Origin of the sequence: Streptomyces sp. NPDC047000, from assembly GCF_040644295.1 — a bacterium.
GTDB lineage: Bacteria > Actinomycetota > Actinomycetes > Streptomycetales > Streptomycetaceae > Streptomyces.
Map to the genome: position 1 here is coordinate 221,039 of NZ_JBEYWE010000004.1, position 25,078 is coordinate 246,116.

Below are 25,078 nucleotides of genomic sequence, written 5' to 3' on the forward strand. Positions count from 1 at the left end.
GTCACCTGCCGCGGGGCGGCCGTCCGCCCGGTGCACCGGGTACTCCCGGACTGCCCGGCGCACCCGGTGCGCCGGGCAGTCCGCCGAAGCCCCGCAGGCGTTCCATCTCGCGCCGGTCGCGCTTGGTGGGCCGGCCGGCGCCGCGGTCGCGGATGCCGGCGGGGGCGACGACCTCGCGCGGCGGGGGCGGAGGGGAGTTGTCGACGTAGCACTGGACGGCCACCGGGGCGCCGACCCGCTTGCGGATCAGCCGCTTCACGATGACGACCCGTTCCCGCCCCTCGTGCCGCAGCCGCACCTCGTCGCCGACGCGCACGGAATAGGCGGGCTTGACCCGCTCGCCGTTCACATGCACATGCCCGCCACGGCAGGCCGTGGCGCCCTGGGAACGCGTCTTGATCAGGCGTACGGCCCAGATCCAGCTGTCGATGCGCACGGTCTCGCCGCCCGCGGGCCCGGCCGCCTCGGCGGCGGCGACCGCCGCCGCGGTTTTCGCGTCGGCAGCGGCGTCCGGCCGCACGGCGTCCTGTGCACCGGTGGCCGCGGCCGGACCGCCGGCGCCACCGTGCCCGGCAGCGGCAGCGGCATCCTGCGCGGCGCCCGCGGTCCCGCCCGGTCCGCCGTTCCTGTCCTGGTCACCCTGCGAAGCCATGCACCCGACCCTAACTCCCCGGCCGCCGGGACACGTCCGCATTTCCGTGAGGTGAGGGGTGACCGGCGGGGCCTACGGTGGATGTATGGAAGGTGACGCGGACCGTCCGGCGGGCGGCGGGCTCGCACGTTTCGACGAGCGCGTCGCGGGGTGCAGGGCATGCCCACGGCTGGTCGAGTGGCGGGAGGAGGTGGCCCGGGTCAAGCGGGCGGCCTTCGCCGACCAGACCTACTGGGGGCGGCCGGTGCCGGGTTTCGGGCCACCGGACGCCAGGCTGCTGATCATCGGTCTCGCGCCCGCCGCGCACGGCGGCAACCGCACCGGCCGGATGTTCACCGGCGACCGGTCGGGGGACGTGCTGTACCGGGCGCTCCACGATGTGGGGCTGGCCTCGCAGCCGACGTCGGCCGGCACCGGCGACGGACTGGAGCTCTTCGGCGTGCGGGTCACCGCGCCCGTGCACTGCGCCCCGCCGGACAACAGGCCGACGCCCGGGGAACGCGACACCTGCCGTCCCTGGCTGGTCCGGGAACTGCGGCTGCTGCGGCCCACGCTCCGGGCGGTGGTGGTCCTCGGCGCCTTCGGCTGGCAGGCCACGCTGCCCGCCCTGGCCGCGGCGGGCCGGCCGGTCCCGCGGCCCCGTCCCGCCTTCGCCCACGGCGCCCAGGTCCGGCTCGGTGACCTGGCCCTCTTCGGCTGCTTCCACGTCAGCCAGCGCAACACCTTCACGGGCCGTCTCACCCCGGCGATGCTCAGGGACGTCCTGCGCACGGCGGCGACCGCGGCGGGGCTGCCGACCGCCTCCCCCGAACCCGGCAGGAAATGAGGCGACCCTGCCGCCGCACGGGCACTAGGTTGCTCCGATGGGCCTGTACCCGGAAACCACGCCGTACGACGAGGGCATGCTCGACGTCGGGGACGGCAACCGCGTCCACTGGGAGACCTACGGCAATCCACGCGGCAAGCCCGCACTGGCGCTGCACGGCGGCCCGGGTTCCGGCAGCTCGCCCGCCTACGCCCGCTACTTCGACCCGGCCGCCTACCGGATCGTCCTGCTGGACCAGCGGGGCAGCGGCCGCTCCACCCCGCCGGCGAGCGCGTACGACACGGACATGAGCGTCAACACCACGGCGCACCTCATCGCCGATCTGGAGCTGCTGCGCCGGCATCTGGGCATCGAGCGGTGGCTGGTGTGGGGTGTCTCGTGGGGGTCGGTGCTCGGGCTGCGGTACGCGCAGACACACCCGGGGGTGGTGACGGAGCTGGTCCTGACCGCCGTCGCCACCGGCTCCGACGCCGAGGTCGCCCTGCTGACCAGAGGACTCGGGGCGATCTTCCCGGAGGCGTTCGCCCGCTTTCTCGCGGAGCTCCCGGAACAGGACCGGGCCGGAAACCTCGCGGCCGCCTGCAACCGGCTCCTGGAGTCACCCGACCCGGCCGTCCGGGAGCGGGCCGCCCGCGCCTGGACCGACTGGGAGACGGCGATCCTCCCGGCGCCGCCACGCTCGGTGGAACGCTACGAGGACCCGGAGTTCCGCATGCGCTTCGCGCGCACGGTCACCCACTACTGGGGCAACGGCCACTTCCTGGGCGACGGCAACGACGAGGGCGTCGTCCTGCGCGACGCACCGCTCCTGAAGGACATCCCCGGCACCCTGGTCCAGGGCAGCCTCGACCTCGGCAATCTGCTCGGCACGGTCTGGCGCCTCCACCACGCCTGGCCGGGAAGCGAACTGCACGTGGTCGACCGCGCCGGTCACACCGCGAGCGCCCCCGGCACGGCGGACCTCCTGGTGGCGGCGACGGACAGGTACGCGCGACGCTGACCGCCGGATAATCCTTCGAGCCGGGGCACTTACCGCTGCTACCGTCCTTCACGTGGCGAAACTCAATCAGATCATCGCAGTCGAGAAGGGCATCAAGTCCAAGGCGCACCAGGACCTGACGGCCGCTCATCACGGGCTGCAGAAGCCCGCGTTGCTGGCGGGCATCTCGCGGACGTACCAGCCGAAGGACGAGGAGGGCGAGCAACTGCCGCCGGAGTCCACGCGAGTGCAGGTCAAGGCCGAGGACGTGTTGCGGGAGACCGCGGCCACCCTGACCCGGCTGTTCGACGTGACCGCCACCAAGGACTGGGCCAACTGCACCGCCCGTGCCGATGTGAAGGTGGACGGCAGGGTGCTCCTGACCGATGCGCCGGTGGCGTATCTGCTGTTCCTGGAGAAGCAGCTCGTCGACCTCAACACCTTCGTACGGAAGCTGCCCGTTCTGGACGCCTCCGAGTCCTGGGTCCAGGACCCCTCCACCGACTCCTGGAAGACCGAGCCGGTGCGGACCCTGCGGACCAGGAAGGTCCCCCGCAACCATGTCAAGGCGGAGGCCACCGAGAAGCATCCGGCACAGGTCGAGGTGTACTACGAGGACATCCCGGTCGGGTACTGGACGACCGTGAAGTTCTCCGGCGCGCTGCCCGCCCGGCGGGTCAACGAACTCCTCGACCGGGTCGAGAGACTGCAGCAGGCCGTGAAGTTCGCCCGCGAGGAGGCGAACGGCGCGGACGTCGTCGACCAGCACATCGGTGACGCCGTGTTCGGCTACCTCTTCGGGTAGCCTTCCAGACTCCCCGGTCCGCTGTGACCGGGGTGCGCGAGGAGCGCAAGCTGAAGCTGAAGCTTGTCGTGACGATGCGGTCCCAGTGGAGGTTCGAGTCCTCCCCGCGGCATCACACCGTGCCGCGGTGGCCCAACCGGCAGAGGCAGACCGCGTTCAATCTCAGACTCTTGCTCCAGACTCAGTATTCGCCGCCGATCGCCGGATCGACCGGGCCCGGGGCCCGGACGTCGAGATGCAGGTTCAAGTCCTGCCCGCGCAGCTCGATGCGCGGTGGTCCAAAGGCAGGACGCGGCGACATCAACCTCACCCGGGTCCTCAAGCGTGCCGGCGTGCGATCGTGGGCGGCCTCACAGGGCCCGGGGGCAGGCTACGCCCCCGGGTCCGCTCCCGTTCCCGGCACCCGTCCGGCGCGCCGGGACCCTGCGCGGCGAACCCACCCGGATCGCGCACCCGGATCACCTGTCCGGATCACCTGTCCGGATCACCTGTCCGGGACGCGTCCCGGAATCAATCGGCTCACGGCACCGTTCACCCTTGTGAAACACCCCTGACCCCGTCACGTTCCGGCGCCGTCGCTACGATGGACACCGCAGACCAGCCCGGCCACCGTCGCCCGAAGGCACCCACCGCCGTCGCCCACGACAGGAGCCCTGTGTCCCGCCCCGCCGTCCGTACCCGTTCCCGGACGCACACCCGGCCGCCCGTCCGGACCCCCCGTCTCTCCCTGCCGCCCTGGCTCGCCCACGTCCTGCGCGCCCAGCGCGGCCCGATGCCCTGGAGCGCCGTCGCACGCGGGGCGCTGACCGGCGGACCGCTGCTTCTCGGGGGCGTGCTGGCGCACCACGTCGGTGTCGGTGTCGTCGCCGCCATCGCCGCGATGTTCGCCGGCATCAACGACCGCCCCGGCAGCCGGCGCGCCGCGGTCAAGCGGATCGGAGCACCCGCGCTCGCCGGTGTCGTGGGCCTGCTGACCGGGACGTACGCCGGCCAGTACCTCGGCGCGGTCCCGCTCACGCTGCTGCTCACGGCGGTCGCCCTGGTCGCCGGGAGCGTCATCGCGGCAGGACCCGTGGCCTCGGGCGCCGGTACCCAGCTGCTGGCCCTCTCCGCCGTCGGCGCCGGTCTGCCGTTGCCCGACCCCGGCTGGCTGCGGGCCCTGGCCTTCGTCGCCGGAGCCGGCTGGCTGCTCCTGCTGCGGCTCGCCCTGCCCTCGCCCCGGGCGATCGGCCGCGCCTACCTGCTCGACGGCGAGCGTGCCGCCGTCGCCGGGGTCTACGACGCCGTCGCCGCGCTGCTCGACGCGGCCGGGACCGACGCCGCCGTGGGCCGGCGCGCCGCGCTCACCGCCGCCCTCGACCACGCGCAGGACGCCCTCACCGGCCCCCGCCTGCGGTTCTGGGCCAGCTCGGCCGCCGAGCGCAGACTGCACACCCAGTACACCGCCGCGCTGCCCCTCGCCGAAGCCGCGACCGCGCTCGCCTGGGCCGGGGAACCCGTCTCGGAACGGGCCGCCCAGGGACCCCGGCGGCTCGCCGCCGCCGTGCGCGGCAACGCCGGCACCGGCCCGCTGCCCGCGCCCAGCCGGTCGGCCCCCGCCCTGCGTGCCCTCGACGACGCCCTGCTGCGCGCCGCGGAGGCCTTCGACCGCGCCGAGGACGGCGGCGGCCACCGGCGGCTGCACGAGCGCCGTCGCGGTGCCGCGGACCTCGTCAGGGCCGCCCTGGGCCCCGGCGGCCGGGAGTACGGCTTCCGTGTCGCCCTGTCCTTCGGCACCGCCGTGGCCATCGCCCAGGTCCTGCGCCACTTCCACTGGTACGGCAACCAGCCGCACCAGCACTGGTACTGGCTGCCCGCCACCGCCGTGTTCCTCGTCAAGCCCGACCTGGGACCGCTCGCCTCCCGGGTGCTGTGCCGGGCCGCCGGGACCGTGCTGGGGGCCCTCGGCTTCGCCGCGCTCGCCGCCGTACTGCCCCAGCCCGCCGGGGCGGTCCTGCTGGTGACCGTCAGCGGGGCGCTCCTGCCGGTCGCCACCCGGCACTTCGCCGCGCAGACCGCCGCCGTCACCGTCCTGGTGCTGGCCCTCGTCATGGCCGGCGGTGAACCGCAGCCCGCCGCGGGCCGCGTCGGCGAGACCCTGCTGGCCTGCGCGATCGTGCTGGTCGTCGGTCATCTGCCGATGCCGGGGGAGCGGGCGGGCGGCGTACGGGCCCGGCTCGCCACCGCCGGCACGGCGGCGCACGCCTACCTCACCCATGTCCTCGGCGAACCGGGCACCACCGGCGCACCCGCCGCGTTCCCCGAGACCGGTGAGACCGGTGAGACCGGTGAGACCGGTGAGACCGGTGAGACCGGTGAGACCGGTGAGACCGGTGAGACCGGCGGCCGGGCGGACCGCGACGACCGGGGCGACCGGGCCGAGCGCTGGGCCCTGCGCCGTGAGGCGTACCGCACGCTCGCCGAGGCCCGCGCCGCCATCGCCCTCGCCTCCGCGGAGCTGCCCGCCCTCGCCCGGCACACGGAGGGCACCGACGAGATCGCGGCGCTGCTGGAGACGCTCGTCGACACCACCACCGCCTGCGCCGTCCACCTCGACGACGCCGGCCGCCTCAGCCCCCGACACACCGAGCAGCTGACCGGACTCCTCGCCGAGCTGGAGCGGCGCCGCCGGAGCCTCGGCCTGCGCGAGATCACGCTTCCCGCGGCCGGCTGACCTTCCGGGACAGGGTCCGGAAAACACCTGCGCCGGATCCGCCCACGTCAGACCGGCCTACGCCAGATCGACCCGTACCCACACCGGCGCGTGGTCCGACCCCGGCACCCCGCGCCGCTCGGAGGGGGCTTCGTGCACGGACGGCAGCAGCAGCGCGCCGTCGTCCGGAAGCCCGGTGCCCGCGGCCGTGATCCGGTGCACCAGCCGATGGCTGGCCAGGATGTGGTCGATCAGCTCCCGCCGTCCGAAGCTGATCCGCGAGTAGCGCCGTTCGGCGGGGATCAGCGGTGCCACGTCCCACAGCCGGGCCGGGTCGCCGTTGTCAGGACGCTCGTAGCCGGGTGTGCCGAGTTCCGAGCCGGGCGGGCCGAGCAGGATCTGGGTGGTCGCGGCCGGGACCTCGTCGTTCATGTCACCGAGGACCGCGACGTCGTGGGTGCGGCCGTCCCCGGCCAGCAGCCGGTCGGCCAGCTCCCGCAGCGTCGCCGCCTCGGCGGCCCGCCGGTAGAGCGCGTACGCGCCGTAGCGGGCCCGTTCGCCCTCGTCGTGCGGGAAGAAGCGGCCGCCGGGGTACGTCAGCAGCTTCGACTTGAGGTGGGCGACGGCCACCGTGAGCGGCCCGGCCCCGGTCGTCACCTCGACGGCGAGGAAGCCGCGGCCTGCCTGCAGGACCGCCGGCCCGGAGTCGTCGGACTGGATCGGGTGCAGCCGTTCGGGGAACGCGTTGACGTCGGCCACCACGTGCGGCTGCGCCCGGCTGAGCACCCCGACCCGGATGCCGCGTCCATCGGGGTGTCCGGACAGCGCGATGTGCCACTCGCCGTCCAGCATCGCGACGAGATCCTCCAGGGCGCCCGGCTCGCCGACCTCCTGCACCCCCAGCAGCGCAGGGCCGAGATCCGTGATGACGGCGGCGAGGGAGGCCAGCTTCGTCTTGTACTCGGTTTCGTCCGTGGGACCGAACCGGCCACCGGGCCGGTACAGGTTCTCCAGGTTCCAGGTTCCGAGGAGCATGCCGGGCTCCTTCCAGATGTGGGGACCGGACATGAGCGGATTCCGGGCAGCCGTGCGACGCGACGTACGACGCCGGAAGACGGTCTCTCCCCCCGCTTTCATCATCGCCGTACGCACGGTCATCCCGCACGACGATCACGAGCCGGCCGGAGTCCGGTCCGGTGCCCCGTGGACCCGGTCAGGGCAAATGCGGGCAAATATCGACAATGAACGCAAGATTGCCGACGGGGAACTCGCAGGTGGCGCGGATTCCGTGTCGACTACGTCTCAATACCGTCACTTGGCGAGGCGTTCACCCCACCTTCGGCGTTTAACTACACGAGGACAGCACGACACGGAGGTGCAGGGTGAACGGGCGAACGGTGCTCGAACGCTTCCCGGCCGGTGGCCCACGCGGCTCGTGGCCGGCGGAGGAGTTCGCACAGGCACGGCGTCTGGAGGGCCTGCCCGCCGAGGTCGTGATGGACCTCGCGACGGACACGTTCCTGGTCATCGTGCGCAGCGGCGACGCGGCCGACGCCGTCGCGTAGCGCGCGGCACGGCCCCGTCGGACGGGGCTTCGGGCAGGGGCTTCGGGCGGGGTGGGTACGTTCCGGACCGCCCGCGCGGCCTCGCGCCGGCCCACGGCCGTCGTGGCGCCGCCGCCCGGTGCCGCCGGGCCTTGCCGGACCCCGCCGCGGCCTGCCGGGTCACGCGCTGATCGGCCGTGACCATCCCGGGGTCGTCCCCGTCACCCGGCACAGGGCCAGATAGAGGGGGATCGGCGGAGTGTACGGAAGGGTGCCGTCCGGCCGGTGGATGAGCCTCGGGCCGTGGGCGTGCGGTGTGTCGGGCAGGACCGCGCCGACGGCGTAGCGCGCGGGCGCGGGCCACTGCAGGGCGTAGTCGGAGTCGGACGGCACGATCCACCACCAGTGCGCCTCGTCGGCGTAGACGCACCCCACCCGCGGCAGGCGTGGCAGGACGAGCGGGCCGCAGGCGGCGGGCACGGCCACCGCGTCGCAGCCGAGCGGTGCCGTCATGCCCTCGGGCACCGGGAGCCGCCGGGGCGTGGCCGGCGGGCGCAGCTCGCGCCCCAGCCGGACCAGGGTGTCGAGGCCGAGGACCTGACCCCCGGGCGCCCGGCTCATCCCCATTCCGTTCCGGCGCTGCGAGGCCGGCCGATACCGAGACCGTAGTGCCGGAGCTGGGCGACGCCGTGCCGGAAGGCCTCACCGACTCCCTGGCGGCAGGCGGCCGCCTCGCCCTCCGCGGCGGGAGCGCTCGCGATGCCGGTGGGACGGACGTCGCCGGCTCCGGGAGCGTGACCGGCCTCCCCGGGCCGCAGCGATCCCTCCGCCGTCCGGGGCCCACCCGATCTGTCCGCCCCGTCGGTCCTGTCCGTCCTGCCGGGCCCGTCGGACGGTGCCGGTTTGGGCCGGGGGCCCCAGCCGAGGTCGCAGCGGGCGCCGTCCACGGCGTGGGCGGCCTCGTCGTGCGCGCTCACGCCGTCGTGCCCGCTCCCACCGCCGGACACTGCCCCACCGTCGGACACCGTCCCGGTGCCGTGCGCGGGGCCCGTGCCCTCGACGGAGTCCGCCCCGCGTGGCAGTTCGGCCCAGACCAGCAGGCCGGTGCCGCTCTCCTGGGCACCCCAGGCATGGCACAGCGCGTCGATGAGGAGCAACCCCCTCCCGTGTTCCTCCTCGGGCAGCCGCGGTGACGGATGGGGTTCACCGGGCGCGCACCCCTCGTCGCGCACGGCTATCCGCACCAGGTCGTCGTGATCACGCAGCTCGCACACGACATGGCTGCTGGCGGTGTGGACTATGGCGTTGGTGACCAGTTCGGAGATCACCAGGGCCGCTGTGTCGCAGGTGTCCTCGCACACCGACCAGCCGGTCAGCCGTGCCCGCGCCAGTCGTCTGGCCTGTGCGGGGGAGCCGGGGTGTGCGGCCAGCTCGAAACGGAACCGGCGCTCGGCAGCGGGCCCGGAGGGGCGTGCTGCCGCGGCGGCGCCTGGTCCGAGGCGGCCTGCGGCGGCGTCTGTTCCTAAGGGCGCGGACGGAATCACGCTTGCCACTATCGCCCCGTCGCGAACACTTGGCAAGTGTCACAATGAAAAATGCAGAGTGCCGTATGACGTTGTGGAAGGGCGTGGCACACTGCTCGCAACAGCACGACGAACGGCGCCGACAGGGATCGGCGAGGATCCGGCCGGATCGTCGAACGGGTCTCCTCACGGCGCCGCCGGGCTGTCAGTGATCTTTGGTGGAGGTGGAGCGTGAGCGAGCCGCGGTCCGCGCCGACGGTGGGACAGGTCGTCCTCGGCCGGCGCCTGCTGGACCTGCGGGAGGGCGCCGGTCTCAAACGTGAGGAGGCCGCGCGCATCCTGCGTGTCGCCCCGGCCACCGTCCGCCGTATGGAGATGGCCGAGGTCGCGCTGAAGATCCCGTACCTCCAGCTGCTGCTGAAGGCCTACGGGGTCCCGGACGACGAGGCCGAGGGCTTCGTCCAGCTGGCCGAGGAGGCCAACCAGCCCGGCTGGTGGCAGCGGTTCCACGACATCCTGCCCGGCTGGTTCTCCATGTACGTCAGCCTGGAGGGCGCGGCCAGCCTCATCCGGTCCTACGAGCCGCACTTCGTCCCCGGCCTCCTGCAGACCGAGGACTACGCCCGCGGGGTGCTGAAGTCCGGTGCCATCGGCCAGACCCGGCCCGAGGACATCGAACGTCACATCGCGCTGCGCACGCAGCGGCAGCAACTGCTCACCCGGCCCGACGCGCCGCGGTTCTGGGCCGTCATGGACGAGACGGCGCTGCGCCGCCCCGTCGGCGGCCCGGAGGTGATGCGCGCACAGGTCGACCGGCTGCTCGAGGCCATGACGCTGCCCCAGGTCACGCTTCAGGTCGCCCCGTTCGCGAGCGGCCCGCACCCGGGCACGTTCGGGCCCTTCGTGCTGTTCCGATTCGCCATGCCCGAACTGCCGGACATGGTCTACAGCGAGTACCTGACCGGCGCCGTCTATCTCGACGCGCGTCCTGAGGTGGCCACCCACCTCGAGGTCATGGACCGCATGGCGGCGCAGGCCGCCACTGCACAACGCACGAAGGAGATCCTCATGGATCTCCGCAAGGAGCTGTGAATGGACCTCACCAAGCCGCGCAAACGCGTCTACAACGGCATGCCGGCACGGGAGCTGGGCAGCGAGGGCTGGCACAAGCCGTGGAGCGGTGGCAACGGCGGCAACTGCCTGGAGGCGATGAAGCTCGCCGACGGCCGTATCGCCGTACGCCAGTCGACCGACCCGGACGGCCCCGCGCTGATCTACACGACCGACGAGATGACCGCCTTCATCGAGGGTGCCAAGGCGGGGGAGGCCGACTTCCTGGTGTCCTGACATCCGGTGACCCGCGCCCGACGCCACGAGGCGGGGCATCATCCACTTGTGTGCTGGCAATTCCCTAATGTTGGTACTGATTCGATCACTGTGAGCGGCAGGCCGCCGGGTACCCCGGGATGTTCCCGGGAGTACCCGGCGGCGGCCCGGAAGCCTTGACCGGGTACCGGGCCCGCCGTCCGGCCCCGCGCGGCCGTGCCGCCGCACGGCCCGCCGTCACACCGTCATCGGCCGGTCGTACGGCGATATCGGCGCCGGTAGCCGTGAACTCCCCGTCAGCCGGCGGTCGACCGCGGCGGCCACCGCCCGCCCCTCCGCGATCGCCCACACGATCAGCGACTGGCCGCGCGCGGCGTCCCCGGCGGCGAACACACCGGCGACGTTCGTCGCGAAACCGCCGTCCCGGCTGATCGTGCCACCGGGCTCCACGGCCAGCCCCAGCTGATCGGCGAGCCCGTCCGACCGGTCGGGTCCGGAGAAACCGAGCGCCAGCAGCACCAGATCGACGGGCAGCGTCCGCCCGGTGCCGGACAGCGGACGGCGCGCCGCGTCCACCCCGGTCAGGCGCAGCGACCGCACATGCCCGGCCGGGTCGCCCGTGAAGCGGAGCGTCGACGCGGCGAACAGCCGCGCGTCCGCGTCCGCGACGGGCGCGGTGCGCAGCTCGCGCGCCTCCTCGTGGGCCACGGACAGCCGGTAGACCTTCGGATACACCGGCCAGGGCTCCCGGTCCTCGTCGCGCTCGGCGCCGGGCAGGGCGTAGATGTCCAGCTGGGTGACGGACGCGGCGCCCTCCCGCACCGCCGTGCCCAGGCAGTCCGCCCCGGTGTCGCCGCCGCCCACGATGACGACGTGCTTGCCCGCGGCCGACAGGGGCGACCGGTCCAGATCGCCCTCACGTACCCGGTTGGCCAGCGGCAGATACTCCATCGCCTGATGAATTCCCGTCAACTCGCGTCCGGGCACCGGAAGTTCCCGCCATGCTCTGGCTCCCGTGGCGATCACCACCGCGTCATGACGCGCCCGCAGCTCCGCCGCGCCCACATCGTGGCCGACCGTCGTCGACGTACGGAACCTGGTCCCCTCGGCCCTCATCTGCTCCAGCCGCCGGTCGAGGTGGCGCTTCTCCATCTTGAACTCCGGTATGCCGTAGCGCATCAGCCCACCGAGCCGGTCGTCCTTCTCGTACACGGTGACCGTGTGCCCGGCGCGCGTCAGCTGCTGGGCCGCCGCGAGCCCGGCGGGCCCCGACCCGATCACCGCGACGCTCCGCCCGGACAGCCGCTCCGGCGGCCGGGGCGGGACCCGGCCGTCCCGCCAGGCACGGTCGGCGACGGCGCACTCGACGTTCCTGATGGTGACGGCCGGCTGGTTGATCGCCAGCACACAGCCCGCCTCGCACGGAGCCGGGCACAACCGGCCCGTGACCTCGGGGAAGTTGTCGGTCGCGTGCAGCCGCTCGCCCGCCGCCCGCCAGTCCTCGCGCGAGACCAGGTCGTTCCACTCCGGAATCAGGTTTCCCAGCGGGCACGCCTCGTGGCAGAACGGGATGCCGCAGTCCATGCACCGGCCGGCCTGGCCGCTGACGATCGGCAGCAGGCCGCCCCGGACATACACCTCGGCCCAGTCCCGGACGCGTTCCTCGACGGGCCTGCGCGGCCACTCCTGGCGGGATGTCGTCATGAAGCCCTGGGGATCGGCCATGACCGTGTTCCTTGCGGTGTCGCTGCCTGCGGGGGTGAACGGCCGCGCCGCGGTGGGCCGCGTCCGTGCCGGGCCGTGCGGGACGCGGCGGGACGACGGGGCGTGGCGGGCGTGCGGGGGCGCGCATGGGTCGCCGAGGGGCTCTCTTCCGGCCACCATACGTCCGGGGGACCGGCCGCGCAGAGAGGCCGCCGACGTCTCTCGCAGGCCGGGGCGGGTCCGTCCTCCGCTACCGGTCCTGCCGGTCCTGCCGGTGTGCCGGTCTCCGTCCTCAGACCAGGGCCGCCAGGTAGCAGGCCGTGGCGCCGCCCGAGGCGATCACCCGGGCGTGGTTCCACACCGTCCACTCACGGACGTACGACGGCCAGTACGCCACCGCCTCCGGGCTCCCCGGCTCCAGCCCCGCCAGCGCCTCGTTGCGCGGCACGTTCGCCACCACCGTCACCCCGAACGCCCCCGCCAGATACAGGACGCTGCCCAGCAGCAGCTCCGGTGCCGTGCCCCCCGGCCACAGCACGAACGTCACCACCGCGATCACCGCGGACAGGACCGCCGTCCCGAGGAACAGGGCCATGAACGCCACCGTCGTGGCGGACGAGTTGATCGCCTGCATCGCGGCCACCCCCTGTGCCGGGGGCAGCGCGGCCAGTCCCCGCATCACGAACGACGAGAAGGCGACGAACACCCCGGCCGTCAGCCCCGTCCCCAGCACACCCAGCACCACGAGCACCATGTACGGCCCACTGCTCATGTCCCCATCAACTCCCGTCCCTCGAACCGGGTTCCCGTCCTGCCCCGTTGCACCCCGCTGCATGCCCGCCGGCGAACGACCGGTCCCGGACGCGTCGCAGGGACGCCGCCGCCCTGACGCATCATGGAGCTGTGCGACTCGAAGCGATCACCTGGGACCGGATCGGTGACCTCCTGGCCGAGCGCGTGCTCGACCTGACGCCGGCCGACGGCGGTTCCTGGCCGCGCGTCGCCCTCGACGGCGCGCCCGCCGCCCGCCCGGGCGACCTCGCCGAGCGGGTCTCCGAGGCGCTGCGGGTGAGAGGCCGTCCCTCGCTGACCGTCGCCGCGGAGGGATTCCTGCGCCCCGCGTCGCTGCGGCTGGAGCACGGTCACCGCGACCCGGAGTCGTACTACGACGGCTGGCTCGACACCGGCGCCCTGTGGCGCGAGGTCTTCGGGCCGCTCGAGCCCGGTGGCGACGGCCGTGTCCTGCCCGACCTGCGGGATCCCGCCACCGACCGGGCCACCCGAAGCCCCTACAGCCGGCTCTCCCCCGGCGGGGTGCTGCTGCTGCACGGTCCGCTCCTCCTCAGACACTGGTTCCCGTTCGACCTGACCGTCCATCTCCTCCTCTCCCCGGGTGCCCTGCGCCGCCGGACCCCCGAGTCCGACCACTGGACGCTGCCCGCCTTCGAGCGCTACACGGACGAGACCGACCCCGCCGCCGCGGCCGATGTCCTGATACGTACCGACGACCCGCGCCACCCGGCCTGGAACGGCTGAACACCTCCGGCGGGCGGCGGGTGGACATGCGGCTCTCCGGCGGCACGGCGAGAATGAAGGGCGCCGGTACCAGTGGCGTGTCCGGCGCCGCGCCGGCCGCCCGGCACCGGGAGGTACACCATGACCACCGCCGGAGACATCATGCACCGGGGAGCCCAGTGGATCCCCGTCCACGAGACCCTGGACCGCGCCGCCCAGCTCATGCGCGATCTGAACGTCGGTGCCCTGCCCATCAGCGACGACGACGAACGGCTCTGCGGCATCCTGACCGACCGCGACATCGTCGTGGGCTGCGTCGCCATGGGACACGACCCGTCCAGGGTGACCGCGGGAGAGATGGCCCAGGGCACCCCACGCTGGATCGACGCGAGCGCCGACGTCAGCGAGGTGCTCCAGGAGATGCAGGGCCACCAGATCCGCCGGCTGCCGGTGATCGAGAACAAGCGTCTGGTCGGCATGATCAGCGAGGCCGACCTCGCCCAGCACCTCACCGAGGACCAGATCGCCTCCTGGGCCGAGAGCGTCTACGCCCGGTCCCACCGCTGACCTGGCGGCCCGTCACCGCGTCCCGTTCCGGCCCGTCCTCCCGCGCGGACGGGCGGGCCGGAGTCTTCGGATCCCGCGCGGACGGGCGGCCGGAGCCGTCAGAGCCAGCCGTTGCGCCGGAAGCCGCGGTACAGGGCCAGACAGGCGACGGATATCACCGCGAGGACCAGGGGATAGCCGAACGTCCAGTGCAGTTCCGGCATGTGGTCGAAGTTCATGCCGTACATCCCGCACACCATGGTCGGCACCGCGATCACCGCGGCCCATGAGGTGATCTTCCGCATGTCCTCGTTCTGGGCCACGGTGACCTGCGCGAGGTGGGCCTGGAGGATCGAGTTGAGCAGCTCGTCGAAGGAGGCGATCTGCTCCGTGGCCCGCAGCAGATGGTCCGAGACGTCCCGGAAGTAGGCCTGTATCTCCGGCGCGATCACCCGTATCGGCCGGGTGGCGAGCTCCTCGAGCGGGCGGCTCAGCGGCACGGCGGCCCGCTTCAGTTCCAGCAGTTCGCGTTTCAGCTGGTAGATGCGCCCCGGGTCCACGCGTGCGCCGTCCGTCGCGAACACGGCCGTCTCCACCTGGTCGATGTCGCCCTGCACCGACTCGGTGACGCTCAGGTAATCGTCGACCACATGGTCCGCGACCGCGTGCAGCACCGCGGCAGGGCCCTTGGCGAGCTGCGCCGGGTCCGCCTCCAGCTCCTCGCGCAGCGGGCCCAGCGAGCCGTGCCGGCCGTGCCGCACCGTGACCACGAAGTCCCGGCCGACGAAGGCCATGATCTCGCCGGTGTCCACCACCTCGCTCGTCGCGGTCAGCTCCTCGTGCTCGACGTAGCAGACCGTCTTGAACACCGCGAAGAGCGTGTCGCCGTACCGCTCCAGTTTCGGGCGCTGATGCGCCTCCACCGCGTCCTCCACGGCGAGCGGATGCAGATCGAAGAGCTCTGCCACGTCCGCGAACTCCGCGTCCGTGGGCTCGTGCAGCCCGAGCCAGACGAATCCGCCCCGGTTCCTGCGCACATGGTTCACGGCGTCGACGAGACCCCCGCCGACCGGCACGCGGACCCCGTCCTGGTACATCACGCAGTTCACGACGGAGGAGCCCAGCGGCGACCGGGCGGGATGGCTCAGGTCGACCCGGGGGCGCCGCCGCGTCAGCCGCGCCACTCTGCGCAGGCCACCGACCCTGCCGAGCCCTGTGACCTTCCGCAGGTTCCCTGCCATGGACATCTGCCAACCCCCGCCGGTCCTGGATCTCCGGGCCTGTCCCGGAGCTCCGCGCCTCGCACCGCGTCGTGCCTCGGCCGATCAGTCTGCCAGTTGCACACGGCAGACGGGAAAGCCTGTGGGAACAGCAGGTTCCGCTTGGTTCCCGCCTGTGGACGACCGGTCGAGGGACGAGTGGCGGAACGACCGCCCGGGGCCGCGACGAGCAGCGGTCACGCGCCGGGCGGAGGGCCCGTCCGGCCCCGCACCGGCGGCCTGCCTCCCACCAGTTCCACCGCCCGGGCCCCCGATCGGCAGCCCTGCTCCGCCGCCGTGCCGGGTTCCGCACCCGCGAGCAGCGCCGCCAGGAACCCCCCGGTGAAGGCGTCCCCGGCGCCCGTCGTGTCCCGGGGCACCACGGATGGCGCGGGGACCCGGGCGCGTACCTCACCGGACCGGGCCACCAGCGCCCCGTCGGCGCCCAGCTTGGTGACCACCAGCGGGACATGCCGGCTCAGCTCGGCCGCCGCGGCCGCCCCGTCAGGCAGCCCGGTGAGCAGACACGCCTCGTCCCGGCTCGGCAGCAGGACGTCGAGACCGGCCGCGAAGGCCAGGAAGCGGTCCGCTCCCAGCACGGCAAGGAAGCCCGTCGATGCCGGGTCCAGGCTGACCGGGACGCCCCGCGCGCGTGCCCCCGCGAGCGCCGTCTCCGCCAGGGCGCGGCTCGAGTCGGCGAACAGCAGATAACCCGACAGGTGCAGCCGTGCCACGCCGTCCAGCAGGCTGTCCGACCAGTCGGCCGGTCCGAGCCGCAGCGACGCCCCGCTGTCCGTGAGGAACGTCCGCTCGGCGTCCGCACCCGAGTCGACCAGGCAGATCACCGTCCCGGTCGCCGCGGACGGGTCGACGACCAGGTGGGGAAGCACTCCCGCGGCGGCCAGTTCATGTTCGTGCCACCCGGCCGCCTCCGCGCCGACCCGCCCCAGCAGCCGTACGTCGGGGCACCCGGCGTGCGCCGCCCAGCAGGCCACGTTGGCGCCCGCGCCGCCCGGCAGCGTCCGGATCACGGCGGCCGTGTCGGTGCCGCGGGCCAGCGGCCCCCGGTGCCGGGCGACGACGTCCGTGACGACATCCCCCACGACCAGCAGAGCCCCGGGCCGCCGCCCGGTGGTCACTCCCGGGTCCACGCCGCCGCGATCCGCCCCGCCAGCCGTACGTTGCCGCGCACCGCCGCCAGATTGGCGCTCAGGGAGGCGCCGTCCGTACGGCGCACGAGATGGTCCAGCAGGAACGGCGTGACCGCCTGGCCGGTGATCCCCTCCGTCGCGCACGCCTCCAGCGCGTCGGCCAGCACGCGCGCGTGCAGCGCGGGATCGAGCTGCTCGGCCTCCGGCACCGGACGGGCGACGATCAGCGCCGACTCCGGCCCGCCCAGCGCATCCTGCGCCCGCATGACCCGCGCGACCTGCTCGGGGCTCTCCAGCCGCCAGTCCACCGGATGTCCGGAGTCGGACAGGTAGAAGCCGGGGAAACGGTCCGTCCCGTACCCGGCCACCGCGACTCCCAGGGTCTCGAGACGCTGCAGTGTCGCCGGCACGTCCAGGATCGACTTCACCCCGGCGCACACCACCGTGATCCGGGTGCGTGCCAGCAGGCCCAGATCGGCCGACTCGTCCTGGGTCACCGTCCACTCCCGGTGCACACCGCCGAGGCCGCCCGTCGCGAACACCCGCACGCCCGCCAGGGCCGCCAGCATCGCGGTCGCCGACACCGTGGTCGCCCCGCTCGCCCCGCAGGCCGCGGCGAGCGGCAGGTCCCGGTGGCCCAGCTTGCGGATCCCGTCGTCGTTCGCGACCCGCTCCAGCTGCTTCTCGTCCAGGCCGATGTGCGGTCGCCCGTCGAGCACGGCGATCGTGGCCGGTACGGCGCCCTCCCGCCGTACGAGATCCTCGAGCTCCAGGGCCACCCGCAGGTTGCGCGGACGGGGCAGTCCGTGCGCGATGATCGTCGACTCCAGCGCCACCACGGGCCGGCGCGCCTGAAGCGCCCCCCGCACCTCTTCGGACACCACCAGGGTCACGAGTCCGCCTCCTGTCTTCCGGTCCACCCTCATCCCTGGCGGCCGACGCGCCCGGTCAAACCCTTGCGGTGTGTGGGGGAGGCCACCAGCCTGGAACGCATGACCGACAACACGATGCGTCTCGACCACGTCGTCCTCTGGGTGAGCGATCCGGTGTCCGCGGCCGGCTTCTACGAGAAGGCCGTGGGACTGGAACCGCTGCGGCTCGCCGAGTTCGCCGCGGGGCAGACGTCCTTCCCTTCGGTACGGGTCAGCGAGGAGACCATCCTCGACCTCATGCCGCGCTCCGGCGCGCCGGGCATGACCATGGTCCCCGGGGCGGCGGACAGCGCCGGCCATCCGGTCAACCACGTGTGCCTGGCCTTACCGCGGGACACGTTCGACGAGCTCCGGGCCCGCCTGGAGGAACAGGACGTCCCCGTGTCCGCCCTCTCCCACGACTCCTACGGTGCCCGCGGCGCCGCCCGGCGCAGTTTCTACTTCCGTGACCCGGACGGGAACGTCTTCGAGGCACGGCACTACGACTGACCGGCTGCTCCGCTCCGGCGCACCGGGGGTGCGCACGTACGAGGGGGTGCCCGCGCGTGCGGGCACCCCCTCGGCCGGGTCTCTCAGACCGGCTGCACGGTGTCCAGCGCGCCGTGCGGATTGAGGACGTACTTGCGGCTGGCGCCCCGGTCGAACTCGGTGTAACCGCGGGGCGCGTCGTCCAGGCCGATGACGGTCGCACCGACCGCCTTGGCGATGTGCACACGTCCGTGCAGGATCGCCTTCATCAGACCGCGGTGATATTTCATCACCGGGCACTGGCCCGTGGTGAAGCGGTGGCTCTTGGCCCAGCCGAGGCCGAGCCGCACCTTGAGGGTGCCGGTGCGCGCGTCCTCGTCGACACCGCCGGGGTCGTCGGTGACGTAGAGGCCGGGAATACCGAGGGCACCGCCCGCGTGCGTGATGCTCATCAGCGAGTTGAGGACCGTCGCGGGCGCCTCCCCGGCGTCCGGGCCGTGCGCCCGGGCCTCGAAGCCGACCGCGTCGACCGCGGCGTCCACCTCGGGCTCGCCGAGGATCTGCGCGATCTGCTCCTCGATGCTGCCCTGTGAGACGTCGACGGTCTCGCAGCCGAAGCTGCGCGCCTGGGCCAGCCGCTCGGTGTTGAGGTCGCCCACGATGACGACGGCGGCGCCCAGCAGCTGTGCCGCCGCGGCTGCCGCCAGTCCGACCGGGCCGGCTCCGGCGACATACACCGTCGAACCGACGGTCGTTCCCGCGGTGACCGCACCGTGGAAGCCCGTCGGGAAGATGTCGGACAGCATGGTCAGGTCGAGCAGCTTCTCGCGCGCCTCGTCCGGGTCCGGGAACTTCAGGAGGTTGAAGTCCGCGTACGGGACCATGACGTACTCGGCCTGGCCGCCGACCCAGCCGCCCATGTCGACGTAGCCGTACGCGGCACCCGGCCGGGCCGGATTGACGTTGAGACAGATGCCGGTCTTGCGTTCCTTGCAGTTGCGGCACCGCCCGCAGGCGATGTTGAACGGTACGGAGACGACGTCGCCGATGTCGATGAACTCGACGTCCGGTCCCCGTTCGACGACCTCTCCGGTGATCTCGTGGCCGAGGACGAGACCCGCGGGGGCGGTCGTCCGTCCGCGCACCATGTGCTGGTCGCTTCCGCAGATGTTGGTGGCGAGCACCTTGAGGATCACACCGTGCCGGCACCGGCGGCCGATGTTCTCCGATGCGACCCCCGGCCCGTCCTTGATCTCGAACGTCGGGTAGTCGGTGGTCCTGACCTCCACCGTCCCCGGCTCGAGGTACGCCACTCCCTTGTTTCCGCTCATGCCTTGATCGCCGTCCCTTCGGCTCCTCGCCCTCGGATGCCGGCAGCCGTGCGCACGGCGGAGTCTGCTACCGCCCACGCGGTCCGGCCAGCTCCTGTGCGGAAAAGGTAGGAATCATACGAAACGGTAATTCAGTTCGGCGAGGGAGGCCCATCGATCAGAACAGCGGCTCGGGCAGTACGCCCTCGAGCGCCAGCAGCTTGCGCTTGGTCTCCAGACCGCCGCCGAAGCCCCCGATGCCCCCGTCGCTCCCGACGACCCGGTGGCAGGGGACGACGACCGGCAGCGGATTGGCGCCCATCGCCACGCCGACCGCCTGCGCCGCCTTCGGCATGCCGACCCGCCGCGCCAGATCGCCGTAGCCGACGACCGCGCCGTACGGCACACCGGAGGCGAGCTCGCGCAGCACCTGCCGGTTGAAGCCGGAGACCAGCGACCAGTCCAGAGGCAGCTCGAAGGAGTGCCGCTGCCCCGCGAAGTACGCCCGGACCTGGCGTATCGCCTCGGCCAGCGGTGGCGAGCCGGCCGCTTCCACGGGCTCGGCGCCCAACCGGGACGCAATCCGCTCCAGCGCCTTGTCCCGCACCGTGTCCGTGGCGTGGAAGACCACGCTGACCAGGCCCTCGCGGGTCGCGGCCAGCAGCAGCGGCCCGATGTCCGTTCCGACGACGGCCCACAGCACCTGCCGGTCCTGCCGTCCCTCATGCCGTGCTGCGGTCTGTGCGGCGCTGTCCATACGCCCCACGGTACGGCCGGCCACCGACAACGCCGTGCGGGCCGGTGCCGCGGCACCGGGTGCTCAGTCCGCGCGGAGCGCCGTCCGCACCACGTCCGGCCGGTTGGAGATGACGCCGTCCACCCCGTCCCGGGCCGCCTTCCGGGCGGTCACCGCGTCGTCGACGGTCCAGGAGCACAGCGCGAGCCGCCTGCCGTGCGGCCCGGTGAGGGCATGCACCGCGGAGACGTAGGCGGGCGACACGGAAGCCTGGGAGGGATTGACCAGATCGGCGAAGGCCGCGTACCGGGCCAGCTCCGGAACGGGCGGACTGCCGAGCAGGCCGGTCGTCACGGCCGGCTTCAGGGCGTGCACGGTCCGCAGGCTTTCCGCGCTGAAGCTCTGCACGATCAGCCGGCCGTGGAGGTGCGGCCGGTCCAGCCAGCCCTCGTTGGAGAGGAGCTTCAGCGTCTGCTGCTCGATGCCCGGGTACAGCTCCGGATTCTTGATCTCCAGGAGCAGCTTCTGGTGGTTGCGGCCGACCCTGCGCATGTACTGCTCGAGCGTCGGCACGCGCGCGCCCGCGTAGGCGGGGGAGAACCAGCTTCCCGCGTCCAGTCGTGCGATCTCGGCCGCGGTGAAGTCCTTCACCTTCCACGGCGCGCGGCCGGGAAACACCTCCTCCACGTTCGTGGTGCGCGCCAGGCTGTCGTCGTGGATGACGACCAGACGGCCGTCCCGGGTGCGCTGGACGTCGTTCTCGACCCAGGCGAACCCGAGGCGGGCCGCCGTGTCGACCGACGCCAGGGTGTTCTCCGGCGCGTAGGCGGACGCGCCCCGATGGGCGATGATCCACGGCCCTCCGGTCATGCCCCCGGCCCGCGCGTGGGGCGCCGGCAGGAGGGCGGCGACGGAGCCCAGGAGCGCGGTGGCCATGGTGGCGAATGCGCGCGCGAACATACGTGGCGTACTCCTCGCGTCGGCTGTCACACAGCGGTCGGTCGATGACACACAGGTAGAGAGTGACAGCGGAGCGTCGCCACCGCGCGCGGGAAACGTACAGACGGGGCGGAGTCCCCCGAGCAGACGCACCGGTGGCGCACACCTGCGGCGAGACCGTGTTTGTTTACCGGAAAATCGTTCGATCACTCCGCCGAGGGTCATACTCTCTGCGTCAGCCTCGACCGCACGCGGTCCTGGGAACGGGGAGCACTTTCAGGTAAGCCGGGGCGTCACCGGGGCGTCAGAGGGCGGAAGGGCAACCGCGCATGCAGGGCACGGTCGACGGATTCAGCTACGGCCTCGTCACACCGCTGGTGGCTTACGCCATGGCCTGCCTCGGCGGCGCTCTCGGTCTGCGCTGCACCACCAGATCGATGCTCGTCCCGCGCTCCTGGCGGGCGGGCTGGCTCGCCCTCGGTTCGGCGGCGATCGGCTCCGGCATATGGACCATGCACTTCATCGCGATGATGGGATTCACGGTCGGCCGGACACCGGTCCGCTACGACACGCCCACCATGCTGGCCGGGCTGGGCGTGGCGGTCGTCATGGTCGGCGTCGGCATCTTCATCGTCGGCTACCGCGGCGCCCGGGGGGCCGCCCTCTTCACCGGCGGTGCCGTCACCGGTCTCGGCATCGCCTCGATGCACTATCTGGGCATGGCCGGCCTGCGCCTCGACGGGAAGCTGGAGTACAACACGCTCACCGTCGCCGCCTCGGTCGTCGTCGCCATGATCGCCGCCACCGCCGCCCTGTGGGCCGCCGGACAGGTGCGGGGGTTCCTGTGGAGCGTGGGAGCGAGCCTCGTCATGGGCGTCGCGGTCAGCGGCATGCACTACACCGGCATGGCCGCCGTCAGCGTCCACCTCCACCCCGCGGCCCCCGTCGCCCCGGCCGCCCCGCCCGTCGCCCTGCTCGCCCCGCTGCTGCTCGGCCCGCTCGTCTTCCTCTGCCTGGCCGGTGCGGTCGTGCTGTTCGACCCGATGACGGTCATGGGCGGACCCCGCCGGGACCCCGCCGCGCAACGGCCCGGGATCCTCTCCCGCGCCGTCCCGCACCCCGGGGCACGCCCCGCGCCCCGCGCCGACCGGACCGCGGGACACCGCCGGGCCCGTACGCCCCAGAACCGCTGATCCGGCCGCGTTGTCAGTGGCGGGTCGTACGGTGGAGTCCATGCGGCCCGTTTCCCACATCGAACGCACGGTGGCGCCTTTCGAGGTCGTCAGCCCCTACCAGCCCAGCGGTGACCAGCCGGCGGCCATCGCCGAGCTGGCCAAGCACATCGAAGCGGGCGAGAAGGACATCGTCCTGCTCGGCGCGACCGGCACCGGCAAGTCCGCCACCACCGCGTGGATGATCGAGAAGCTCCAGCGCCCCACGCTGGTGATGGCGCCGAACAAGACCCTGGCCGCCCAGCTGGCGAACGAGTTCCGCGAACTCCTGCCGAACAACGCCGTCGAGTACTTCGTCTCGTACTACGACTACTACCAGCCAGAGGCGTACGTTCCCCAGTCGGACACCTACATCGAGAAGGACTCCTCGATCAACGAGGAGGTCGAACGGCTGCGCCATTCCGCCACCAACTCGCTGCTGACCCGCCGCGACGTCATCGTGGTCGCCTCGGTCTCCTGCATCTACGGCCTCGGCACCCCGCAGGAGTACGTGGACCGCATGGTCCCCCTCCGCGTCGGCGACGAGATCGACCGCGACGAAATGCTGCGCCGCTTCGTGGACATCCAGTACACGCGCAACGACCTGGCCTTCACCCGCGGCACCTTCCGGGTGCGGGGCGACACGATCGAGATCTTCCCGGTCTACGAGGAGCTGGCCGTCCGCATCGAGATGTTCGGTGACGAGATCGAGGCGCTCTCCACGCTCCACCCGGTCACCGGCGAGATCATCAGCGACGACCAGCACCTCTACGTCTTCCCCGCCTCCCACTACGTCGCCGGCCCCGAACGCATGGAGCGGGCCGTCAACGACATCGAGAAGGAACTGGGCGAGCGGCTGGCCGAACTGGAGAAACAGGGCAGACTCCTGGAGGCCCAGCGCCTTCGCATGCGCACCACCTACGACATCGAGATGCTCCGCCAGATCGGCTCCTGCTCCGGTGTCGAGAACTACTCGATGCACTTCGACGGCCGCCTGCCCGGCTCCCCGCCGAACACCCTGCTCGACTACTTCCCCGACGACTTCCTGCTCGTCATCGACGAGTCGCACAACACGGTCCCGCAGATCGGTGCCATGTACGAGGGCGACGCCTCCCGTAAGCGCACCCTTGTCGAACACGGCTTCCGGCTGCCGTCCGCCCTGGACAACCGCCCGCTGAAATGGGAGGAGTTCCAGGAGCGCATCGGCCAGACGGTGTACCTCTCGGCGACCCCCGGCAAGTACGAGCTCTCCCGCGCGAACGCCGTCGTCGAGCAGATCATCCGACCGACCGGCCTGATCGACCCGGAGGTCGTGGTCAAGCCCACCGAGGGCCAGATCGACGACCTGGTGCACGAGATCCGCACCCGTACCGAGAAGGACGAGCGGGTCCTGGTCACCACCCTCACCAAGAAGATGGCCGAGGACCTCACCGACTACTTCCTCGAACTCGGCATCCAGGTCCGCTACCTGCACAGCGACGTGGACACCCTGCGCCGCATCGAGCTGCTGCGCGAACTGCGCAGCGGCGAGTTCGACGTCCTGGTCGGCATCAACCTGCTGCGTGAGGGACTCGACCTGCCCGAGGTGTCCCTGGTGGCCATCCTCGACGCCGACAAGGAGGGTTTCCTCCGCTCCGGCACCTCGCTCATCCAGACCATCGGCCGCGCCGCGCGCAACGTCTCCGGTCAGGTCCATATGTACGCCGACAGGATCACCCCGGCGATGGAGAAGGCCATCGAGGAGACCAACCGCCGCCGGGAGAAGCAGATCGCGTACAACAAGGCCAACGGCATCGACCCCCAGCCACTGCGCAAGAAGATCAACGACATCGTGGCGCAGATCGCCCGCGAGGAGATCGACACCGAGCAGCTGCTCGGCTCCGGTTACCGCAAGTCCAAGGACGGCAAGGGCGCCAGGTCCCCGGTCCCGGCGCTCGCCGAGCACGGACCCGGCGGCAGGACCGCCGGATCCGCCAGAGGCAGGGCGAAGGCCGGGGAGACCGTGCCCACCGACCGGCCCGCGGCCGAACTCGCCGGACAGATCGAGGAGATGACGCAACGGATGCGCGCCGCCGCCGCGGACCTCCAGTTCGAGGTCGCGGCCCGGCTGCGCGACGAGGTCTCCGAGATGAAGAAGGAACTGCGGCAGATGAAGGAGGCGGGCCTCGCCTGAGACACGCCCGTCCGTACCGGCGTCCGCGGGAAACGCCGGAGTGTCTCAACACCGACACAAACGCCGGACGGAGTTCGGCACGGTCCGTGCCGCTGCGTAAAGTGCTGGTCAACCGCAGACTTTCGCGGCAACAGGGGACAGTTCGAGAGGGGAAGCAGTCGTGACCGTCAACATGACCAAGGGTCAGGCCATCAGTCTGGAGAAGCAGGGCGGAGGGAGCCTGAGCGCGGTCCGTATGGGTCTCGGCTGGAAGGCGGCCCCCCGCCGCGGCCTGTTCGGTTCGCGCACGCGGGAGATCGACCTCGACGCGTCCGCCGTGCTGTTCGCGGACAAGCAGCCGGTCGACGTGGTGTTCTTCCGCCACCTGGTGAGCGACGACGGCTCGGTGCGCCACACCGGCGACAACCTGGTCGGCGGCGCGGGCCAGGGCGGCGACGACGAGGCCATCCTCGTCGACCTCGCCCGTGTGCCGGTCCACATCGACCAGATCGTCTTCACCGTCAACTCCTTCACCGGCCAGACCTTCCAGGAGGTGCAGAACGCGTTCTGCCGCCTGGTGGACGAGTCCAACGGCCAGGAACTCGCCCGTTACACCCTGGACGGCGGCGGCGCCTACACGGCGCAGATCATGGCCAAGGTGCACCGGTCCGGCAGCGGCTGGACGATGACCGCCCTCGGGGCCCCGGCCAACGGCCGCACCTTCCAGGACCTGATGCCGACGGTCCTGCCGCTTCTGTAGGGCCCGTCCGGCAGGGCGGCTCCAGCGGGACGACAACGACAGAGGGGG

At 72.5% G+C, this 25,078-nt stretch carries 24 protein-coding genes and 1 pseudogene; 13 read left to right on the forward strand and 12 right to left on the reverse strand.

All coding sequences use genetic code 11. From position 1 onward, the window contains the following. Position 1 precedes the first annotated feature (1 nt). Positions 2–652, reverse strand: coding sequence for an RNA-binding S4 domain-containing protein (locus ABZ862_RS09740; RefSeq protein ID WP_360955093.1), 651 nt, complete (start codon positions 650–652; stop codon positions 2–4). A gap of 85 nt (positions 653–737) precedes the next feature. On the opposite strand from ABZ862_RS09740, the gene ABZ862_RS09745 reads away from it, so the two are divergent. The 4 genes from ABZ862_RS09745 to ABZ862_RS09760 all read left to right on the forward strand — a co-directional run bounded on the left by ABZ862_RS09745 (position 738) and on the right by ABZ862_RS09760 (position 5,975). After that, a complete protein-coding gene (locus ABZ862_RS09745; RefSeq protein WP_360955096.1) occupies positions 738–1,478 on the forward strand; it encodes a uracil-DNA glycosylase in 741 nt (246 codons plus the stop codon). A gap of 37 nt (positions 1,479–1,515) precedes the next feature. Beyond that, entirely contained in the window at positions 1,516–2,478 is a 963-nt protein-coding gene (pip, locus tag ABZ862_RS09750) for a prolyl aminopeptidase (protein WP_360955099.1), read from the forward strand. Positions 2,479–2,530: 52 nt separating this feature from the next. Beyond that, positions 2,531–3,262 (forward strand): hypothetical protein, encoded by a 732-nt coding sequence (locus tag ABZ862_RS09755; protein ID WP_360955102.1) that lies wholly within the window; start codon positions 2,531–2,533, stop codon positions 3,260–3,262. 772 nt (positions 3,263–4,034) lie between these two features. After that, a complete protein-coding gene (locus ABZ862_RS09760; protein WP_360955509.1) occupies positions 4,035–5,975 on the forward strand; it encodes an FUSC family protein in 1,941 nt (646 codons plus the stop codon). 57 nt (positions 5,976–6,032) lie between these two features. Here the strand turns inward: ABZ862_RS09760 and ABZ862_RS09765 are convergent, their stop codons facing one another. Next, complete coding sequence (locus ABZ862_RS09765) at positions 6,033–6,989, reverse strand: endonuclease/exonuclease/phosphatase family protein (RefSeq protein ID WP_360955105.1); 957 nt, start codon at positions 6,987–6,989, stop codon at positions 6,033–6,035. A 347-nt stretch (positions 6,990–7,336) separates the two neighbouring features. Here ABZ862_RS09765 and ABZ862_RS09770 point away from each other — a divergent pair, with 347 nt between their 5' ends. Beyond that, complete coding sequence (locus ABZ862_RS09770) at positions 7,337–7,519, forward strand: hypothetical protein (RefSeq protein ID WP_360955108.1); 183 nt, start codon at positions 7,337–7,339, stop codon at positions 7,517–7,519. 159 nt (positions 7,520–7,678) lie between these two features. On the opposite strand, the gene ABZ862_RS09775 is transcribed toward ABZ862_RS09770, so the two are convergent. Together ABZ862_RS09775 and ABZ862_RS09780 are read right to left on the reverse strand one after the other, a co-directional pair. Then, positions 7,679–8,119: a hypothetical protein gene (locus tag ABZ862_RS09775; protein ID WP_360955111.1), complete on the reverse strand. Its 441-nt coding sequence runs from the start codon at positions 8,117–8,119 to the stop codon at positions 7,679–7,681. A 443-nt stretch (positions 8,120–8,562) separates the two neighbouring features. Then, positions 8,563–9,078: pseudogene (locus ABZ862_RS09780) on the reverse strand (ATP-binding protein); the annotation flags it as partial. Between the two features lie 174 nt (positions 9,079–9,252). Between ABZ862_RS09780 and ABZ862_RS09785 the strand changes: the two are divergent. Both ABZ862_RS09785 and ABZ862_RS09790 read left to right on the forward strand, forming a co-directional pair. Further along, positions 9,253–10,113, forward strand: a complete 861-nt coding sequence (locus tag ABZ862_RS09785) for a helix-turn-helix transcriptional regulator (protein WP_360955114.1) — start codon at positions 9,253–9,255, stop codon at positions 10,111–10,113. Next, positions 10,114–10,368: a DUF397 domain-containing protein gene (locus ABZ862_RS09790; RefSeq protein WP_360955117.1), complete on the forward strand. Its 255-nt coding sequence runs from the start codon at positions 10,114–10,116 to the stop codon at positions 10,366–10,368. 216 nt (positions 10,369–10,584) lie between these two features. Here the strand turns inward: ABZ862_RS09790 and ABZ862_RS09795 are convergent, their stop codons facing one another. Both ABZ862_RS09795 and ABZ862_RS09800 read right to left on the reverse strand, forming a co-directional pair. Next, positions 10,585–12,072 (reverse strand): glutamate synthase subunit beta, encoded by a 1,488-nt coding sequence (locus tag ABZ862_RS09795; RefSeq protein WP_360955120.1) that lies wholly within the window; start codon positions 12,070–12,072, stop codon positions 10,585–10,587. A gap of 271 nt (positions 12,073–12,343) precedes the next feature. Beyond that, positions 12,344–12,823, reverse strand: coding sequence for an anthrone oxygenase family protein (locus ABZ862_RS09800; protein WP_360955123.1), 480 nt, complete (start codon positions 12,821–12,823; stop codon positions 12,344–12,346). Between the two features lie 131 nt (positions 12,824–12,954). Here ABZ862_RS09800 and ABZ862_RS09805 point away from each other — a divergent pair, with 131 nt between their 5' ends. Both ABZ862_RS09805 and ABZ862_RS09810 read left to right on the forward strand, forming a co-directional pair. Continuing rightward, entirely contained in the window at positions 12,955–13,587 is a 633-nt protein-coding gene (locus tag ABZ862_RS09805) for a uridine kinase (RefSeq protein ID WP_360955126.1), read from the forward strand. A gap of 120 nt (positions 13,588–13,707) precedes the next feature. Then, on the forward strand, positions 13,708–14,133 hold the full coding sequence (locus ABZ862_RS09810) for a CBS domain-containing protein (protein WP_360955129.1): 426 nt from the start codon (positions 13,708–13,710) through the stop codon (positions 14,131–14,133). 98 nt (positions 14,134–14,231) lie between these two features. Here the strand turns inward: ABZ862_RS09810 and ABZ862_RS09815 are convergent, their stop codons facing one another. From ABZ862_RS09815 to ABZ862_RS09825, 3 genes are all read right to left on the reverse strand, one after another. Further along, positions 14,232–15,359 carry a magnesium and cobalt transport protein CorA gene (locus tag ABZ862_RS09815; RefSeq protein WP_360955132.1) on the reverse strand — a complete coding sequence of 376 codons (1,128 nt, stop codon included), beginning with the start codon at positions 15,357–15,359 and terminating at the stop codon, positions 14,232–14,234. A gap of 209 nt (positions 15,360–15,568) precedes the next feature. Continuing rightward, a complete protein-coding gene (locus ABZ862_RS09820; RefSeq protein ID WP_360955135.1) occupies positions 15,569–16,522 on the reverse strand; it encodes a sugar kinase in 954 nt (317 codons plus the stop codon). Next, positions 16,507–17,415, reverse strand: coding sequence for a pseudouridine-5'-phosphate glycosidase (locus ABZ862_RS09825; protein ID WP_360955138.1), 909 nt, complete (start codon positions 17,413–17,415; stop codon positions 16,507–16,509). The genes ABZ862_RS09820 and ABZ862_RS09825 overlap by 16 nt, the downstream gene beginning before the upstream one ends. Positions 17,416–17,514: 99 nt before the next feature. Here ABZ862_RS09825 and ABZ862_RS09830 point away from each other — a divergent pair, with 99 nt between their 5' ends. Next, positions 17,515–17,943 (forward strand): VOC family protein, encoded by a 429-nt coding sequence (locus tag ABZ862_RS09830; RefSeq protein ID WP_360955141.1) that lies wholly within the window; start codon positions 17,515–17,517, stop codon positions 17,941–17,943. A gap of 83 nt (positions 17,944–18,026) precedes the next feature. Here ABZ862_RS09830 and fdhA read toward each other — a convergent pair whose 3' ends face one another. The 3 genes from fdhA to ABZ862_RS09845 all read right to left on the reverse strand — a co-directional run bounded on the left by fdhA (position 18,027) and on the right by ABZ862_RS09845 (position 20,928). Beyond that, complete coding sequence (fdhA, locus tag ABZ862_RS09835) at positions 18,027–19,253, reverse strand: formaldehyde dehydrogenase, glutathione-independent (protein ID WP_360955144.1); 1,227 nt, start codon at positions 19,251–19,253, stop codon at positions 18,027–18,029. 157 nt (positions 19,254–19,410) lie between these two features. Beyond that, positions 19,411–19,989, reverse strand: a complete 579-nt coding sequence (locus ABZ862_RS09840) for a methylated-DNA--[protein]-cysteine S-methyltransferase (protein ID WP_360955147.1) — start codon at positions 19,987–19,989, stop codon at positions 19,411–19,413. A gap of 63 nt (positions 19,990–20,052) precedes the next feature. Further along, on the reverse strand, positions 20,053–20,928 hold the full coding sequence (locus ABZ862_RS09845; RefSeq protein WP_360955150.1) for a glycerophosphodiester phosphodiesterase family protein: 876 nt from the start codon (positions 20,926–20,928) through the stop codon (positions 20,053–20,055). Between the two features lie 308 nt (positions 20,929–21,236). Between ABZ862_RS09845 and ABZ862_RS09850 the strand changes: the two genes are divergently transcribed. The 3 genes from ABZ862_RS09850 to ABZ862_RS09860 all read left to right on the forward strand — a co-directional run bounded on the left by ABZ862_RS09850 (position 21,237) and on the right by ABZ862_RS09860 (position 25,030). Next, on the forward strand, positions 21,237–22,100 hold the full coding sequence (locus tag ABZ862_RS09850; protein ID WP_360955153.1) for an MHYT domain-containing protein: 864 nt from the start codon (positions 21,237–21,239) through the stop codon (positions 22,098–22,100). A gap of 40 nt (positions 22,101–22,140) precedes the next feature. Next, on the forward strand, positions 22,141–24,291 hold the full coding sequence (uvrB, locus tag ABZ862_RS09855; RefSeq protein ID WP_360955156.1) for an excinuclease ABC subunit UvrB: 2,151 nt from the start codon (positions 22,141–22,143) through the stop codon (positions 24,289–24,291). A gap of 160 nt (positions 24,292–24,451) precedes the next feature. After that, positions 24,452–25,030 carry a TerD family protein gene (locus ABZ862_RS09860; protein ID WP_360955159.1) on the forward strand — a complete coding sequence of 193 codons (579 nt, stop codon included), beginning with the start codon at positions 24,452–24,454 and terminating at the stop codon, positions 25,028–25,030. The last annotated feature ends 48 nt before the right edge of the window (positions 25,031–25,078 follow it).